The following is a 16,452-nucleotide window of genomic DNA, read 5'->3' as shown; positions in this document are numbered from 1 at the left end:
CGCGACATGATGAATCCTCAGGCATTCGACGCTGCGACGTCAGGCACGTCTCGGCCGACAGATCCGTGCGACACCGGACGACGGGTCGAAAATCCCTACGCACCACCCGAAGTCACCTCCCGTACCGGCACGGTGAGCATTGCGACGATCATGTCGATGATCTCGGCGGTGTCGCTATCGGGGTCCGCGGTGCGCACCCCCGCTTCCAGCGCGCGCTCGTAGTCGGCGATCAGGGCGAACATGACCGTCGCCATGGTTTCCAGGCGCTGGCGGCGTCGGCGGGGTGGCAGTTGCGGGAGGGCCGCGTCCAGGCGGGTGGCGATGATGCGGACGGCGGCACGGTCGGCGCCGGCGAGGCGGCGGGCGTCGGCAATGACAGGGTGGGCGCGCACCACCTCGAGGAAGCGACCGTAGTGGGTGACCTGTGCCGCGTAGATGAGTTCGAGGATGGGAGCGGCGAGCATCGCCACCAGTGTGTGGATCTCGTGTGCGGTGCCCTCGGCCTCGTATCGAGCGAGCAGCCCCATACGGCGATCTTCGAGCCAGTTCGTGCGGCGGTCGACGATAGCTTCGAGCAGACCGCCACGGGAGTCGAAGTAGTAGTGCACCGCGGAGTTGTTGCGCTGGCCCGCGGCCGCGGCGATATCGCGGAGCGGGACGTCCACGCCGCGTTCTGCGATGAGTCGTTCGCCCGCGTCCAGCAGAGCGACACGTGGATCCTCGGCGGCCATATCAGCACTGTACTAAACCTGAGCATTGACGATATTAAGCAGAAGTGTTTAATTGGGCCGTACGAAAACGAAGGCGTGGCCGTTGCCGCAGACTCGAGGTGATCCGATGACTATCGCGCGGAGCCCGATCTTCCAGCTGTGCTGGGTGGTGCGTGATATCGAGGCGGCGCAGCGCGAGTTCACCGAGCGCTACGGCGTCGCGAAGTGGTTCACGATCTACGAACCTCGGTCGATCATGCGGTACTTCCCGCCGACGGATGGGTGGTCTCCGGGCGGTATGCGGCGGGCGCCTGCGCCTCGAATCCGCAGTTCCGGTTGTGCCAGCGGGACCTGCCCGGGCGAGGCGTCCTTTTTCGGACGCCGCGCGGGTGCACATGCGGCGCGCATATCCGGTGCCGCATCGAACAGGGCGCACAGCGCCGAAAGTATGGAAGGCGATCGAGATGCGATTCACCTATGCCGAAACGATGACGGACCCGAGCTTCTATGTGCCGCTGGCGCAAGCCGCGGAGGCGGCCGGGTATGCGTCGATGACGATCGCGGACAGTGTGGCCTATCCGAAGGAATCCGACGCCACCTATCCGTACACCCCAGACGGCGGTCGAGAGTTCCTGGAGGACAAGCCGTTCATCGAGGCCTTCGTGCTGTCGGCGGCCATCGCGGCGGCCACGACCACGCTCCGGCTCACGCCTTTCGTGGTGAAGCTGCCCATCCGCCCACCGGTGTTGGTGGCCAAGCAGGCCGCCTCGATCGCGGCCTTGAGCGGGAACCGGTTCGGCTTCGGTGTTGGCATCAGTCCGTGGCCGGATGATTTCGACATCATGGGCGTGCCGTTCGAACGTCGCGGTGCCCGGATGGACGAGTGCATCGATATCGTGCGCGGACTCACCGCGGGCGGCTATTTCGAATTCCACGGGGAGTTCTACGATCTGCCACCCATCAAGATCAGCCCGGTGCCGACCGAGCCGATTCCGATCCTCATCGGCGGACACAGCGGCCCGGCATTGCGGCGCGCGGCCCAGCGCGGCGACGGCTGGATGCACGCCGGCGGCGATCCAGCCGAATTGGACCGGCTGCTCGCGAAACTCGATGTCCTGCGCGCCGAATACGGCACCCGCGAGGATTTCGAGATCCACGTCATCTCGCTGGACGGGTTCACCGTCGACGGCGTGAAGCGGTTGGAGGACAAGGGCGTCACCGATGTGATCGTCGGCTTCCGCTACCCGTACACCACCGAACCCGATACCGAATCGCTGGATACCAAGATCGCGCACCTGTCCCGGTTCGCGGAGAAGGTCATCGCGAAGACGAGCTGAACGCTGCCACTCGCCCGCGAACCCGGCCCGGGGTATCGGGCCCGGGTCAGCCGGTGCGGGACGCGGGTCAGAACCGGCCGGAGGCCACGAAGGCGGCCACGGCGAGGTAGATCACGTTCAGCGCCATGACCTTCGCTTCGCTATTGCGGAAATGGGTGATCATCGCACCGACCATCAGCAAGACCCAGCAGACCGCGGTCACCGGCACCATGACCGGTGCGATATCGAGCGCGGCAGGCAGGATCAGACCCGCCGCGGCCAGGAGTTCGAGGATCCCCAGGGTCTTGATGAAGCCTGCGCTGTAGTGTTCGGTCCATCCGGCGTAAGGGATCTCGGCCAGCTTCTCCTTGGGCACGAACGTCTTGCTGATGCCACCGGCCAGAGCGACCACGGCCAGCAATCCGGCGGCGATCCACAGAGCGAGGTTCATGATATTTCTCCTTGCAGTCGGCGACTCGAAACCCGGGGTCGCTATCGGGGCGTGTATCAGACGACGCCGCTCCGATACCTGTGACGACTCGGTCGGGTGATGCCCGTCACAAGCGCCTGGTGTCACAGAATGCGGTGGTCCGGCGTCTGGTGCGCGACGCAGTCGATATCGAAGAGACAGGAGCCACCCGTGGCAACACACTTCCGGATACCGGGAGCGCAGTCGTGAGTGCGGACCCCGCCACCGAAGTCTTCGTCACCCACCGCAACCTGCTCTTCACCGTTGCCTACGAGATGCTGGGCTCGGCCGCCGACGCCGAAGACGTCCTGCAGGAGACCTGGCTACGGTGGGCGGGCGTCGACCTCGATACCGTCCACGACCAGCGCGCCTACCTCGTCCGAATTACCACCCGCCAGTCCCTCGACCGACTGCGCACCCTCGGGCGCCGCAAAGAGTCCTACATCGGTCCCTGGCTCCCCGAACCGCTGCTGACCACGCCCGACATCGCCGACGATGTCGAACTCGCCGAGAACGTCTCGATGGCCATGCTGCTGGTACTGGAGACACTTGCGCCGACCGAGCGCGCGGTGTTCGTACTGCGCGAGGTATTCGACCTGCCCTACGACGAAATCGCCGAAGCCGTCGACAAAACCTCTGCCGCGGTCCGCCAGATCGCCCATCGGGCCCGAGCACATGTGGCCGCGCGCCGACCGCGCGGGTCGGTTTCGGCGGCCGAAACCCGAGACGTGCTCGCGGCCTTCCAGCGGGCGGTCGAAACGGGCGATATGCAGGGGCTACTCGATATGCTCGCACCGGATGTCGTGTTGCTGGGTGACGGCGGCGGAATCAAACAAGCGCTACCGCGGCCCGTCACGGGAGCCGATAAGGTAGCCCGCCTGCTGGTCGCATTGTCGGGCAGAACCACTGCCTTGTCGCTGCAACCGGCCCAGGTCAATGGCTACCCGGCGCTGGTTGTCCGGCTCGACGGCGAGCTGGACACGGTCATGGCGGTGCGCACCGACGACGGGCTCATCACCGGGCTGTACGCCGTCCGCAATCCCGAGAAGTTGTCGCATATGCAGGCCGAAACGGCCCTGCGCCGCTGAGTCCATGGCCCTTCATCGGCCCGCCGCTGCGGAGCACGGGCGTACGGCGGGTCCGGGTGGACGACCAGCCGTTGCTGCCATGGCGCCCCGCTAGAGATCGTCGCCCAGTGTGCGATGAGTGTGGCCACGCATGCCCGGCCCCCACTTCGGCGAAGTCAGTTCGTCGGCCGCCGACGGTCCACACCGCGTCACCGATGTCGCCGCGCCGGGCGTCACGACGCGGCGTTGAGGCGCTTCTTCGTCTCCGCATCGGCCGGGAAGAACGACTCGATGGCGAGTTCGGCGACGGTCACGTTCATCGGTGTGCCGAAAACGGTGGTGACGCTGATGAACGACAGTTCGTGGTCTTCGTGGCGCAGGCGCAGCGGGACGACGGCCTGGTCCGGTTCGGGGAGGGTGAGATCGACTGTGCCGCCGGGATATTCGCGCAGTTCATCGCGGAGCTCGAGCAATTCTGGCGAACCGGTGACTTCGATCTGGCGCGACAGGCGCTCGAAGATATGGCCACGCCATTCGGCCAGATTCACGATGCGGCTCGCCATACCGTCGGGGTGCAGGCTCAGTCGCAGGGCGTTCACCGGTGCGGTGAGCAGTTTCGGATCGATACCCGTCAACAGCAGTGCCACACCGGAATTGGCGTCGATCATATTCCAGCTCTGGTCGATCGCCAGCGCGGGATAGGGGTCGTGACCCGCGAGGATCTGGCGCAGCGCACCGCGCACCGCGTCCATCGCCGGTGTATCGAGCGACGGTTCGGCGTAGGCGGGTGCGAATCCGGCGGCGAGCAGCAGTCGATTGCGTTCCCGCAACGGAATCTCCAACTGCTCGGACAGGTGCACCAGCATGGTGCGGCTCGGATTCGCGCGCCCCGTCTCGATGAAACTCAGATGCCGCGCGGAAGTTTCGGCGCGCCCGGCCAATTCCAGCTGGCTGAGCCTGCGCTCGAGCCGCCAGTGGCGCAGCAGGTCACCGGCTGTTTGCGTACTCACCCTACCGATCCTACGAAGCCGGCGACCCCGACACGATTACCCGACAGGTAATCGCCGTGCGGCGGTTCAGAACCGCCCGCGCCGCCCGGTTGCACGGTCGCGGTGCGCGCGGTCAGGCGATAAACGGGCCACGGCGGCGGGCCAGCGGAGAGGCCCTGTACAACTCGTAACGGTCGGCGAGGTGATTGTGTCCATATCGGTAGGACGATCGGATCCGAAGAACTCACCGGTGTCAGAGGATTTCATCGCCCACGAAGGCCTGGGCCGACTGGGCCGCGGTGAGCTCGGCGCCGATCGCGTCGGTGAATTCGGCGAGGTCACCGGGACTACGGGAGGTGATCAGCGGCCAGCCGTTCTCATCGGAACGCACCACCGCACGATCGATCCAGCGTCCCTTGGCATTGACTACATCGGTGCGCAGCGAATAGTAGGACGTCAAGGTCTTGCCCGCGACGACGCCCGCCTCCACCAGCAGCCACGGGCCGTGGCAGATCGCCGCGACGGGCTTGCCCGCACGCACGAATTGTTGGGCGACTTCCACGGCGCGATCGTTGACGCGCAATTTGTCCGCGTTCACCGTTCCGCCTGGCACGACGAGCAGATCGAAATCGTCGACCTCGAGATCGTTGAGCGCCGCATCCGGCTGCACGACCTCATCCTTGTCGACATCGTGTCGAAAAGTCTGGACCTCGGCGCGGTCGGGGGTCGCGTGCACGGCGACGGCACCGTGTTCGCGCAACCAGTCCAGCGGCACCGTGAGCTCGTCATGTTCGACGCCGGTATTCGCGGTCATGACCAATGCGCGTACACCGCGCAATTCCTCGGACATGCCGGACCCCTTTCTCGCCGATCCTTTACTATGGTCGGCCTACCCCGGCGCGGGGCGCTCAAACGATTCCGGCACCCGTCCGGTTCGGCGATATGCGCAGTAAAATCCAGTAATGGCCGCGGCCCCGCCCACTGTCGGCGTGGAAGAAGAGTTTCTCCTGGCGGATCCGATCACGGGTGCGCCGAGTCCGCGGAATGTCGAGGTCGCGGCAGCGGCCGCCGATGTCGGCATCGATCTGCAGCTCGAGTTGACGCGCTGTCAGGTCGAGATCAATACCGACGTGCACACTCGGACCCCTGAATTACTCGACGACCTGCGTCGACTGCGCCGCACTGTGGCGAATTGCGCGGAGAAGCACGGCGCGCGACTGCTCGCGGTGGCGGTTCCGCCCGCGGTACCGGAGACGTTTCCGGTTACCGACACTCCGCGCTATCAACGAATTGCGGACAATTTCGGGATGCTCGCCCATGAGCAGGGTTTGTGTGGCTGCCATGTCCATGTCGGGGTGCCGACACGGGAAGTCGCGGTGTTGGTCGGGAATTATTTGCGGCCCTGGTTGCCGGTGTTGTTGTCGTTGACGGCCAATTCCCCGGTCTACCGCGCCACCGATACCGGATACGCCAGCTGGCGCAGCATTCAGTGGCAGCGGTGGCCGAGTTCCGGTCCTCCGCCCTTCTTCGATTCCGCCGCGGATTACGACGATATGGTGCGGATGATGCTCGCCAGCGGCAGCATTCTCGATACGGCGATGGTGTATTGGGATGTGCGGCCCTCGGCCTCGTACCCGACCGTCGAGGTACGCGTGAGTGATGTACCGGCAACCGTCGAGGAAACGGCGTTGTTGGCCACGCTGATTCGCGCCGCGGTTGCCATGGCGCAGGTAGCAATACACGATGGGCTGCCACCGCCCGCGGTGCCCGCGGAGGTGCTGCGGGCCGCATATTGGAAGGCCGCCAGATCCGGGCTGGACGGATACGGGCTGGACACGATCAGCGGCAACGCCTTTCCGGCCCGCACCCTGCTCACCGGGCTGGTCGACCACCTCACCCCCACGCTCGAACAGTCGGGTGACCAGCAGTTCGTCATCGATACCGTCGATGCAGTGCTGGCGCGTGGCAACGGCGCCCGACGCCAGCGCACCGCTTTGTACGCACACAACGATGTCACCGATGTCATCGATGTGGTCGCCGCCGCGACCCTCGAGGGCTGCTATTGATCGGACGAGCCGAATACCGAGCGCTGACCCGCATCACGGACGACCTGTGCGGCGACGATCGCCAACAGCGTCGCACCTGCTCGATCGTGTCCGAGATATGGCTCGGGACGTTGGAGAACAGCACGTGGTGCGAGAACAGCGCCCATACCCCGACCTGAAAACAAGCCCATTGCAGAAACTCCACTGGCCCATCCGATTCGCCGCTAGACCATCGATTGATGGCTGATAGCCCCCTCCCCGACTTATCTACTACACAACGTAGTTGAGATAGGAGTGACGGGAAAGTGCTTCGATGGTGGTATGCCCCTGCTCGTCGGCACGTCGGGTTGGCAGTACCGGGACTGGCGCGATGTGCTGTATCCGAGAAACGTTCCGCAGCGCGCGTGGCTCGAAACCTATGCCGCGAGCTTCGCGACGGTCGAGAGCAACAACGTCTTCTATCGACTGCCCAGCGGCGAGACCTTCGCGACATGGCGGGATCGCACACCGCCGGACTTCTGTTTCGCGGTCAAGGCAAGCCGTTTCCTCACCCACATCAAGCGGCTGCGCGAACCCGACGAGCCGGTCGGGCGCTTGCTCGAGCATGCCGGTGTGCTGGGCGACAAGCTGGGGCCGGTGCTCCTGCAACTTCCGCCGACGCTGCGGGTCGATCCGGCACTGCTCGACGCCTGCCTGCGCTGTTTTCCGCCCGAGGTCCGGATCGCGGTCGAACCCCGGCACGATTCCTGGTGGATTCCCGAAGTTCGTGCCGTGCTGACGGAATGCGGTGCGGCACTGTGCTGGGCCGATGTCCGGTCCCGCCCGGTCGCCCCGCTGTGGCGCACGGCGGACTGGGGTTATCTGCGACTGCATTCCGGACGTGCGAGACCCGCACCACGCTACGGACGCACGGCACTCGCCAGTTGGGCGCGACGGCTGGCCGACACTTGGTCGGATCGCGCGGAGGTGTTCGTCTACTTCAACAATGATCCCGGCGGTGCGGCGGTCCGCGACGCGATCGTCTTCGCACGTACCGCCGCCGCGGCAGGAGCCACCGTGAGTCGAACACCCACAACGATTTTCAGCCGACGATAGCGTTCATAATCGTGCCCGCGCTGGTCGTGATGAGACCACCGACCATCGCGCCGGCGAGCATCTTCGGCGAGTCCAGGGTGCCGCCGCTCCACTTCTCCCAGGCGAAGCGGCCGCCCGCGTAGGTAATGCCGCAGACACCCGACAGCAGGACAAACCAAGTCAGGTAGCGGACCATCTGCAGGATCTTCTCCGAGTTGGGCGGCGCTTCGGGCGTCGGATCCCCGAATTGAGCAAGAACGGTCTCGTGCAAGGTAATCAGCATCATGGGCGCGTACTCATTCCAGGTTGAGGCGGTCGATGAGTGGCAGATAACCGAGCAAAAACCAAATCGCTACTGGGACAGTATGGTCGATGACCACGATTTTCGGGCGGTCTCGGCGGAACCTGTCTGGAATGTCCGAAGGCGCGCGGCGCGCCGGTACCCGGGTGTAGCATTTCGCCCGAATAACCCCAACGCGGGAGCTCGGGCACGGCCGGGCTGAGAGGGCGAACCCCACGTTTCGCCGACCGCATGAACCTGTCCGGGTAATGCCGGCGTAGGGAGAGCGGTACCGGGATGTCTACACCTACCCTCGAGCTGTCCGAGCGGCGCGAAGCACCGCTGACCCTGGATCAGCCCGCCCCGAAGGTCCTGTCGTTCTGGGACCAGAGCGCATTCTGGGCGAACCTCGGGGTCAGCCTGTTCGCCTTCTCCGGCGCGTACACGGTACTGGCACCGAGCACCGATGGCGCCGCGCAGATCTCCATCGCCGCAGGCATTCTCGCGATGATCATCGGAACGGTGGTCGGCGGACTCATGCTCGGCCTGGCCGCGGTGCCGGGCGCCAAGACCGGTAAGCCCGCGATGATGTTGCTGCGCGGACTGTTCGGCGCGAAGCTCAGCTACCTGCCGACGGTGCTCAATATCGCGCAACTGATCGGTTGGGGCACCTTCGAACTGATTGTCATCGGCGATGCGGCCGAGGAGTTGTTCGACGGTGGGCCGCACTGGCTCTATGTGGTCACCGCGGGTGTGCTGACGACGGTATTGACCATCTGGCCGCTCGGTTCGGTACGGATGCTGCGGCGGTTCGTAACCGTCGGTGTGGTGATCGCGTTGATCTGGTTCTACCTCCAGTTCGTCCGCGCGGGTCTGCCGGATCTCACCGCCAACCCCGGCCCTGCGGGCGGCGGGCCGTTCGGCGTGGATTGGAATCTGTTCTGGATCGCTAGCGATGCGGCACTTGCCGTTTCGATCTCGTGGGTGCCGGTGGCGGCCGACTACACTCGGCACTCCCGCAGCACCGGCGCGGCATTCGGCGCGGCCAGCGGGGCGTATGCGTTCACCCAGATCATCGCGTATGTGCTCGGACTGTTCGCATTGGCGCTCGCGTCCGGCGCTGGTGGGGTGTACTCGCCGTTCCTGAAGGTCACGCTCGGCGCGGTCTTCTTCTTCGTCTTCGTCTTCCGTGAGGCCGACCAGTCGTTCGCGAATGTGTACTCGACGGCCCTATCAATCCAGAATCTCGCGCCTCGGGTCGACCGCCGGGTGCTCTCGATCGGTCTCGGCGCGCTCATCACCCTGCTCGCACTGCGGCTGAATATGGCGAACTACTTCGGCTTCCTCGGCCTGATCGGTTCGGTCTTCGTGCCGCTGCTCGGCGTACTCGTCGCGGACTTCTTCCTGCGGGCACGGGACCAGTGGGACACCTCGGCGACCGCGCCATCGCGATGGGGCATGGTTTTCGCCTGGCTGGCAGGACTTTCGGTCTACCAACTGATCAACCCCGGCGACACCGGAGTGTGGACCGACTTTTGGGTAGACGTGCAGGAAAAGCTGCACTTCACCAAGCAGGCCTGGATGAGCGCGTCCCTCCTGTCGTTCCTGGCCGCGCTCGTCATCGCATGGGGCGTAGGGCGCATATCAATGCTGCGCAAGTCTGCGTAGCCTCCGAACCGACGCGCGACTTGGGGCCGACCCGCATGGAGTACACAGCTGAACGAGATTCGCGGCAACTATCGTCAACGCCATGGCTCCCGACGTACCCCTCCAGGTGGCGGTGTGTGGACCGCGTGATTGCACGAATACCGAGGCCGAATGGGCCGCGGAGGTGGGGCGACTGCTGGCGGGTGCCGGGGCCACGGTTCTGTGTGGCGGCGGGACCGGCGTCATGGCCGCGGTCGCCGAGGGGGCTTCCAGCGCGGGTGGTCTCGTCATCGGGGTCCGACCTGATACCGACCGGTCCGCTGCCTGTCGCGGGCTGTCCGCTGTCCTGTACACCAATATGGGCGAAGGCCGAAACGCGATCCTCATCCACTCCGCCGATGCCGTCATTGTGATCGGCGGCTCCTGGGGCACCCTGTCCGAACTCGCCTTCGCCCGCCACCGCGGCACCATCCCCGTCGTCTCGCTCGGCGGCTGGCAACTTCACGACGCCACCGGAAACCCCATCCCCGCAGCCCAACTCGCCGCCGACCCCGCCGACGCCGTCCACCGCGCCCTCACCTGAGCGCCGAACCCTATTCGGCGCCCACATACCACTCAGCAGCCGCTGGGTCTCGGCGACATGGGAACCGTTCGCATTCCCGTGCCGAACCCCCGGATTCCACAGGATCAGGACAGAAATGGGTGCTGAGTCCATACCCCCGACCTAGCGGGCGCTCGCGCGCGACAGGTTCCAGCCCTGCCACGTGTCTTCATCGAGATCGAGGCGGATCGCGGACAGCACTTTGCTGCGCTGCGGTTCGGGAAGCCGGCCGATGGCAGGGACGATATCGGGAGAAAGCCCGCTGAGGTAGCGGGTGTCGAGGTTCTCGCCGTGCTCCCAGCGATCGATATTCCGTTCCGCAACAAGACCTTCTGGGTTGAGCACTGCCAGCGCGACCAGTGTCGACATCGCCGTGCCGATGGCGGCGCGCGGCAACCAGGTGCCGTCCAGGCGGAGCACCGCCACGATCATCAGCAGGTACACCAGCCCCAGCCAGAGTTCGCATACCTCGACCAGCACACGCATGACTGTGAACCCATAAGCCTGCTGGTATGTCCACATCCGACCGAGGGCGGAGGCGACAATGATCAACGTCAGCACGCCGATCACGCACAGCAGGATGCGCAACCAGGCCCGGTCGGCGGCGGAATCCTGTGCGGCCCAACGCAGTACGACGGCGATTACGGCGAGGGTGAGGATGGTGACGATCGAAAGCTGCCAGAAGCCACTGCGCGCGTATTCGGCGTAGGTCAGATTCGCGGTGCGCTGGACGTAGTCGTCACCGCCGAACAGCGCGACGAACTGGGCGACGACGAAGATCGCGAACAGGATGGTCAGCGCGCCCACCGGCAGTGCCCACTCCAACCGTCGCAGGCATCGGCCGGACGGCGCGCCGGTCGCCGTCGCCCGCGGCCCCGCGAGCAGATACATGGCCCCGACGCTGCCGAGCCCGAGTAGCACGAACAGCACGATCCACCGCACCACCGATCCCGTGTCGAGCTCCGGCGTCACGGCGGCAAGTAGTTTCGCGAATGTCGCGTCGGCGCCACCGAGCAACGGCACGAAAACCGCCAATAATCCGAGCGTCACCGCAACGGCTATCCCGGCCCGCCACGACCGCCGCGCCGTACCGTCACCGATCCGACCGAACGCCGAATACACCCACGAAATGCCCGCAAGCGACTCGAACGGCACCGCGATCACGTCGTACCACGCGCCATGCACCGACCGCCGCCCGACGACAGCCAACGACCCGGCCACCCCGGCGCCCACTAGACACAGCACGAACAGCCACCCTGCAGCCCGCACCGCGCCAACCGCCAGCAGCGCGAACGCCAGGGTCGTCCACCAGACTCGACCCCAATTCGCCGCGCGGACAACGAAGCTCGATCCAGCGGGATCAGCCTCAACACCGCCATCTGGCAGTCTCGTCCGGCCGCTGGTCCCCAAGTGTCCGGGATCATGCTTCGTCGCCCTCGATGCGGGCAATTCCAACGAATCCGGTGTCGACGACGCAACCTCGCCCGTGCTGGTCGAATCAGCCCGATCCGCCCCCACGCCTTTGAGCAACATCCGACCACCGGGTGCCTCAGCAGTCGAACGTCCTGTGTCTTGGTCCGTCGCCTGGGAAGGGGCCGAATGCGTTATCGGCAGCACTCCTTGACTCGCTTTCGCCGCCGTACTACGTGCGCGTCGGTCCACCGTGAATACCGCGGCCGCTGCTACCGAACCGGCGAACACCCAACCGATTCCAGGGCGGTCCAATGGAATGAACACCGCGCCCGCCAGACCTGCGATGCTCGCTGCGGGTAATACGCCCGGCGGACAGGCGATGCGCCGCCACCTCGGCACATGCACAGGCCAGGGTCTCAGCACGGGCAATCCGGAGCCAAGCGGCGGAACCGGCGGCGCGGCGGGCGGCAGTGCATTCGACGGCGGGTTCATCGGCACACGCACCTGACCCGACGGACTCGACCACACATTCGGCGGGCTCGGCGGCGCGTCCGGCGGCATTCCCGATGACGCATCCGCCGTACCACTCGACGACACTCCCCGATCCGCAGTCGACGTGCCCGTGGATGCGCTCGACTCCGTCTGTGCCACGTCCTCGCGAATCGAATCCGATGCGTCCGACACCCGTTCAGCCGACGATGCGGCCGCCCCCTCGACAGCTGTGTACACGTCCGGAATCGCATCACTCGCGGACTCGGCCGAGGTCGGCTCATCACCAATGGACTCGGACGCGGACTGGTCGTCGGACGCCAAGTGTGTGCCCAACCGCCCTGTTTCGGCCGAAGACTCGGCGGCGCTCGGCGCCGAGTCCGCTCCTACCTTCGGCCGCGCTATCGGTGGCGTGGATGATTCGGGTTGCCATGGGTCGGCTGTGGTTTCGTCGGACATGGTGTCCCCTCCTATGGTGTGCGGGATCGTCCCGGACCTCGTTGGTCCGGGCTGCGGAATATCGGAGTCAGTTACGGGGCTGGGAGAACCACACGAATGCGGGAGCCCGGATCGGCGACGGCTATGGTGCCGCCGTGTAGGTCGACTATCCAGCGCGAAATGGCAAGGCCGAGTCCGGTACCACCGCCATCGGTGCGCCCGCCGCGGGTGAAGCGGTCGAAGACGGTGGCGCGCTCGGCGATCGGGATGCCAGGGCCTTGGTCTTGGACGTCGATGACGAGACCGCCGCGGTCGACGCGGGCCTCGATGCGGACTTCCCCACCGGCGGGTCCGTGGCGAGCTGCGTTGTCGAGCAGGTTGAGCAACACCTGATGCAAACGTGCACGGTCTGCGAAAACGCTTGCGCTGCTTGGTTGCACGTCGGTGCGGAACCGCACTCCACGCCCGAGCGCCGCGGCGGCCACCTCGGCCTCGGCGACGACCTCGATCAAAAGCGGTGCGACGCTGAGTTCTTCACGGACGAGCGCGCGAGCGCCGGATTCGATGGTGGACAGGTCGAGCAGTTCGGAGACCAGGCGGCCGAGCCGTTCGGTTTGGGCGAGTGCCGTGCGCAGGGTTTTGTCGTCGGGTTCGGATACGCCGTCGACCATGTTCTCCAGCACCGCATTCAGCGCGGTGATCGGGGTGCGCAGTTCGTGGGAGACATTGGCAATCAGGTCGCGGCGCTGTTGATCGGCGGCAGCCAGGTCGGCCGCCATCTGATTGAAGGCCACGGCCAGTTGCCCGATCTCGTCGCGGGAGCTGGCCCGCACCCGGCGGGTGTAGTCGCCCTGCGCCATCCGCTTGGCCGCCGCCGTCATCTCGCGCAGCGGCCGCGTGGCACCGTGCGCGAGGATCTGCGAGGTGATCAGCGCGATCATCGTCGCCGTGATCGTCGTCTTCGGCGGCAGCCAGCCGATCCGCAGCCGGAAGAACCCGAACGCCACCCCGGCCGACCCGAGCATCAGAATCGCGAACTTCAGCTTGATCGATTTCACCGGATCCAGCGGTCGCGGCAGCACCTCCGCGACCGCGTCCGATATCGCACGCAGCTTCGGCGAAGCAGCCACGCGCCACGCCCCAGCGGCGCGCACGACCTCCCCGGTAGCACGATCCGAACCGGAATCTCCGCTCATCGCGCGTCCAACGCGTAACCGACACCGTGCACCGTACGGATGACGTCGGCGCCGAGCTTGCGGCGCAATGCCTTGATATGACTGTCGACCGCCCGGGTGCCCGCGGCGTCGGCCCAGTCCCACACCTCTTCGAGCAATCGTTCCCGGGCCAGTACGACACGGGGACGCCGGGCGAGGCGAGCCAGCAGGTCGAATTCGAGCGGAGTGAGTTGGGCTTCGATATCGGCTCGCCACACGCGGCGCTGCTCCACATCGATGCGCAGGTCGCCGACGACGATGGTGGCGACGTCGCGTTCGGCGGCGCGGTCCATGCGGCGTAGTAGAGCGTGGACTCGGGCGGTCAGGACACGAAGCGAGAACGGCTTGGTCAAGTAGTCGTCCGCGCCGACACCGAGACCGATGAGCTGATCGGTTTCGTCGGTGCGCGCGGTGAGCATCAAGACCGGAATCGGGCGCGCGGCCTGCAGGCGGCGGCACACCTCGAGTCCGTCGAAGCCGGGCAGCATCACATCCAGCACGACCAGATCGGGCACCACGGCCTCGGCCGCCGCGACCGCGCCGGGCCCGTCATGCGCCAGATCGACGGTGAACCCCTCGGCCCGCAGCCGCGCCGCCACCGATTCCGCGATGGTCACCTCATCGTCGACCACCAGAATCCGTCGCGCCACCTGCCCGTTGCCCGCCCCGTGCTGTTCCATGAACCGAAACCCTAGCCGCCCGCTGTGGAGGGAACCCGCACCAATTGTGGAGATTCCGTGTGCACCGCGGCGCATGTGCTCGCGTACTGCGTCGCTTGCTGTCCGGGTTCAGGTGGCGGGTGAAGTGGTCGGCACCGAGATCGGTGCGGTAGGCGGCTTCGTACTCTGGAGCCGGGCTGCTCGACATCCCCGACCCCCGGCTCGCAGCCGACCAATTCCTCGCGCTGACCTTCGGCGTCGCCCTCAACAGATTCGGTTCCGCGAACGCCGCGCAAGACCCCCGCGTCCAGCCAGTCATCGTCGAGGGAGTGCGGACCTTTCTCCGGGCCTACCGAACCGCGTAGGGCGTGTATCGAAGTTCGGTCGGGCATCGATGCCAGTGAATTCGTATGGATCCGGCACTCCGAACATCGACATAGAGGTTGCGCCGCGATCCGCGGCAGGCCGACCACCGCGGCTGATTTGCTAGCGACAGCACTCCGGGTCGAGTACGAAACATAAGGCGGACAACGCATCCCAGCGTGCCGCATGCTGCACGGTCATGCCCTGACGCACCGATTCCACCAACCCGGCGGCGCGCAACTGCCCCAGATGATGGCTCACCGTCGACTCCGCCAGCGCTACCGCGGCGGCAAGCTCACGGGTGTTGACTGTGCGGTCCCGCCCGGAAAGCAGTAGCGACATCAACGTGACCCGCACGGGATCTGCCAGCGCCTTCAACCGCAATGCCACTTCCAGCGCGACCCGCTCGTCGACCGGAGCCGCCGCCACCGGCGCGCAACAGATCGGCGCGGACACATCGAGCGCGGGCAGCGTCTTCGGCATACCCACATCGTGGCATATCTCGAAATGCCCTGAGCGGCGCCACTACGGCGAAAAGGTCAGTCCCGCACCAGAGATATGCCCGCGGCGGCCACGGGGAGCGACGGCCGCAGCATATCCGAGATCTCAGACCTGGGCGAGCTTCTTCGCATCCCTGCGGACCCCGAACGAGGTGACGATCTCCACGATGCCCAGGATGATCAGCCACCACCCGGCGACCAACGCCAGCGTCGCCACCGACTGGACCGGCCACACGATCAGCACGACACCACCGATCGCGGTGATGATCCCGAAGAAAGCTTGCCAGCCTCGACCCGGCAGCGCGGGCTCCGAGATCGCCGCCATCAGCAGCGCGACACCGCGGAACAGCCAGCCGATGCCGATCCACAGGCCGAGCAACAGTATCGACTCCAACTCGTTACGGAAGCAGAAGATACCGATGATGATCGACAAGACACCACTGATGAACGCCAGCACTCGGATTCCGGTGCTGGTGTGCGTGCCGAATGCGGCCAGCAGCTGCAGGAAGCCACTCACCACCAGATAGATGCCGAAAATGATCCCGGCGGCCACCAGTGTCACATTGGGCCAGACCAGGATCATCACACCGAGGACCACCGACAGGATGCCGGTGACCAGAACCGATTGCCACGCACTGCGCGCAAGCGACTGCAGAGGACCCTCTAGCACGCTGTTTGTCGTCATGACGTGATGTTAAGACTTGCAGCAGAGGTTTTCTGGAGATTTGCTCGACAAGTGCGCTGACTGGGCCGGCTGGACTAGGCGGATGCTGAGATATTGACCATCCACGCGACGCCGAAGCGGTCCAGGCACATGCCGAATTCATCGCCCCACATCTGCTTCTCCAACGGGACGGTCACGGTGCCACCCGCGCACAGCTTGTCCCAGTAGCCGCGCAGTTCCTCGGCGTCGTCACCGCTGAGACTGATCGAAATGCTGCTTCCTGGTTTGTATTCCATACCTGGTGGGGTATCCGAAGCCATCAACGTGAATCCGCTCGGCGTCTGCAGCATGCCGTGCATGATCAGCTCCGCGCCAGGCGCGTCCTTATCCCCCATATCCCCGAAGGTCTGCATGGTCAGCGTGCCGTCGAACACATCTCGATAGAACTGCAATGCGGTCCGCGCCGAGTCCGAAAAACTGATGTACGGATTGAGTCGGGAGGTCATGGAAACGC

At 65.6% G+C, this 16,452-nt stretch carries 19 protein-coding genes, 1 pseudogene and 1 riboswitch; of the genes and pseudogenes, 9 read left to right on the top strand and 11 right to left on the bottom strand.

Annotated elements, in window-relative coordinates:
• Nucleotides 1–95: 95 nt before the first annotated feature.
• Nucleotides 96–731, bottom strand: coding sequence for a TetR family transcriptional regulator (locus AB0L63_RS06300; RefSeq protein WP_364495378.1), 636 nt, complete (start codon nucleotides 729–731; stop codon nucleotides 96–98).
• A gap of 225 nt (nucleotides 732–956) precedes the next feature.
• On the opposite strand from AB0L63_RS06300, the pseudogene AB0L63_RS06295 reads away from it, so the two are divergent.
• Nucleotides 957–1,131 (top strand): annotated as a pseudogene (locus AB0L63_RS06295) (FAD-binding protein); the annotation flags it as partial.
• Nucleotides 1,132–1,174: 43 nt separating this feature from the next.
• Nucleotides 1,175–2,047, top strand: a complete 873-nt coding sequence (locus tag AB0L63_RS06290) for a TIGR03619 family F420-dependent LLM class oxidoreductase (protein WP_364495376.1) — start codon at nucleotides 1,175–1,177, stop codon at nucleotides 2,045–2,047.
• 67 nt (nucleotides 2,048–2,114) lie between these two features.
• Here AB0L63_RS06290 and AB0L63_RS06285 read toward each other — a convergent pair whose 3' ends face one another.
• On the bottom strand, nucleotides 2,115–2,477 hold the full coding sequence (locus tag AB0L63_RS06285) for a DoxX family protein (protein ID WP_364495373.1): 363 nt from the start codon (nucleotides 2,475–2,477) through the stop codon (nucleotides 2,115–2,117).
• Nucleotides 2,478–2,701: 224 nt separating this feature from the next.
• On the opposite strand from AB0L63_RS06285, the gene AB0L63_RS06280 reads away from it, so the two are divergent.
• A complete protein-coding gene (locus AB0L63_RS06280; RefSeq protein ID WP_364495688.1) occupies nucleotides 2,702–3,583 on the top strand; it encodes an RNA polymerase sigma-70 factor in 882 nt (293 codons plus the stop codon).
• Between the two features lie 212 nt (nucleotides 3,584–3,795).
• On the opposite strand, the gene AB0L63_RS06275 is transcribed toward AB0L63_RS06280, so the two are convergent.
• A complete protein-coding gene (locus AB0L63_RS06275) occupies nucleotides 3,796–4,572 on the bottom strand; it encodes a helix-turn-helix transcriptional regulator (protein ID WP_364495370.1) in 777 nt (258 codons plus the stop codon).
• Nucleotides 4,573–4,804: 232 nt separating this feature from the next.
• The gene (locus AB0L63_RS06270) at nucleotides 4,805–5,401 is read right to left on the bottom strand and encodes a type 1 glutamine amidotransferase domain-containing protein (RefSeq protein ID WP_364495367.1); all 597 of its coding nucleotides are present in this window, start codon (nucleotides 5,399–5,401) and stop codon (nucleotides 4,805–4,807) included.
• Nucleotides 5,402–5,513: 112 nt separating this feature from the next.
• Here AB0L63_RS06270 and AB0L63_RS06265 point away from each other — a divergent pair, with 112 nt between their 5' ends.
• Nucleotides 5,514–6,617, top strand: coding sequence for a glutamate--cysteine ligase (locus tag AB0L63_RS06265; protein WP_364495364.1), 1,104 nt, complete (start codon nucleotides 5,514–5,516; stop codon nucleotides 6,615–6,617).
• Between the two features lie 300 nt (nucleotides 6,618–6,917).
• A complete protein-coding gene (locus AB0L63_RS06260) occupies nucleotides 6,918–7,691 on the top strand; it encodes a DUF72 domain-containing protein (protein ID WP_364495361.1) in 774 nt (257 codons plus the stop codon).
• Here AB0L63_RS06260 and AB0L63_RS06255 read toward each other — a convergent pair.
• Nucleotides 7,678–7,956: a hypothetical protein gene (locus AB0L63_RS06255; protein WP_364495358.1), complete on the bottom strand. Its 279-nt coding sequence runs from the start codon at nucleotides 7,954–7,956 to the stop codon at nucleotides 7,678–7,680. The genes AB0L63_RS06260 and AB0L63_RS06255 overlap by 14 nt on opposite strands.
• Before the next feature lie 180 nt (nucleotides 7,957–8,136).
• Nucleotides 8,137–8,251, top strand: a riboswitch (TPP riboswitch).
• Here AB0L63_RS06255 and AB0L63_RS06250 point away from each other — a divergent pair.
• On the top strand, nucleotides 8,248–9,618 hold the full coding sequence (locus AB0L63_RS06250; RefSeq protein ID WP_364495355.1) for a cytosine permease: 1,371 nt from the start codon (nucleotides 8,248–8,250) through the stop codon (nucleotides 9,616–9,618). (Overlaps the previous riboswitch by 4 nt.)
• Before the next feature lie 82 nt (nucleotides 9,619–9,700).
• Nucleotides 9,701–10,180, top strand: a complete 480-nt coding sequence (locus AB0L63_RS06245; protein ID WP_364495352.1) for an LOG family protein — start codon at nucleotides 9,701–9,703, stop codon at nucleotides 10,178–10,180.
• 141 nt (nucleotides 10,181–10,321) lie between these two features.
• On the opposite strand, the gene AB0L63_RS06240 is transcribed toward AB0L63_RS06245, so the two are convergent.
• Nucleotides 10,322–11,731, bottom strand: a complete 1,410-nt coding sequence (locus AB0L63_RS06240; protein ID WP_364495349.1) for a DUF4173 domain-containing protein — start codon at nucleotides 11,729–11,731, stop codon at nucleotides 10,322–10,324.
• Nucleotides 11,732–11,927: 196 nt separating this feature from the next.
• On the opposite strand from AB0L63_RS06240, the gene AB0L63_RS06235 reads away from it, so the two are divergent.
• A complete protein-coding gene (locus AB0L63_RS06235) occupies nucleotides 11,928–12,119 on the top strand; it encodes a hypothetical protein (RefSeq protein ID WP_364495346.1) in 192 nt (63 codons plus the stop codon).
• 511 nt (nucleotides 12,120–12,630) lie between these two features.
• Here the strand turns inward: AB0L63_RS06235 and AB0L63_RS06230 are convergent.
• Together AB0L63_RS06230 and AB0L63_RS06225 are read right to left on the bottom strand one after the other, a co-directional pair.
• A complete protein-coding gene (locus AB0L63_RS06230; protein WP_364495344.1) occupies nucleotides 12,631–13,668 on the bottom strand; it encodes an ATP-binding protein in 1,038 nt (345 codons plus the stop codon).
• A 62-nt stretch (nucleotides 13,669–13,730) separates the two neighbouring features.
• Complete coding sequence (locus tag AB0L63_RS06225; RefSeq protein ID WP_364495341.1) at nucleotides 13,731–14,432, bottom strand: response regulator transcription factor; 702 nt, start codon at nucleotides 14,430–14,432, stop codon at nucleotides 13,731–13,733.
• Nucleotides 14,433–14,608: 176 nt separating this feature from the next.
• On the opposite strand from AB0L63_RS06225, the gene AB0L63_RS06220 reads away from it, so the two are divergent.
• Nucleotides 14,609–14,776: a TetR/AcrR family transcriptional regulator C-terminal domain-containing protein gene (locus tag AB0L63_RS06220; protein WP_364495685.1), complete on the top strand. Its 168-nt coding sequence runs from the start codon at nucleotides 14,609–14,611 to the stop codon at nucleotides 14,774–14,776.
• Nucleotides 14,777–14,897: 121 nt separating this feature from the next.
• Here AB0L63_RS06220 and AB0L63_RS06215 read toward each other — a convergent pair whose 3' ends face one another.
• The 3 genes from AB0L63_RS06215 to AB0L63_RS06205 all read right to left on the bottom strand — a co-directional run bounded on the left by AB0L63_RS06215 (nucleotide 14,898) and on the right by AB0L63_RS06205 (nucleotide 16,444).
• Nucleotides 14,898–15,257, bottom strand: a complete 360-nt coding sequence (locus AB0L63_RS06215; RefSeq protein ID WP_364495338.1) for an Rv2640c family ArsR-like transcriptional regulator — start codon at nucleotides 15,255–15,257, stop codon at nucleotides 14,898–14,900.
• A 123-nt stretch (nucleotides 15,258–15,380) separates the two neighbouring features.
• On the bottom strand, nucleotides 15,381–15,959 hold the full coding sequence (locus AB0L63_RS06210; RefSeq protein WP_364495336.1) for an HdeD family acid-resistance protein: 579 nt from the start codon (nucleotides 15,957–15,959) through the stop codon (nucleotides 15,381–15,383).
• Between the two features lie 74 nt (nucleotides 15,960–16,033).
• Nucleotides 16,034–16,444, bottom strand: a complete 411-nt coding sequence (locus AB0L63_RS06205) for a VOC family protein (RefSeq protein WP_364495333.1) — start codon at nucleotides 16,442–16,444, stop codon at nucleotides 16,034–16,036.
• Nucleotides 16,445–16,452: the final 8 nt, after the last annotated feature.

It is taken from the genome of Nocardia sp. NPDC051990 (assembly GCF_040680755.1).
Taxonomy (GTDB): domain Bacteria; phylum Actinomycetota; class Actinomycetes; order Mycobacteriales; family Mycobacteriaceae; genus Nocardia.
Note: the sequence above shows the minus strand (reverse complement) of the source record. Positions and strands in the feature narration are given on the sequence as shown.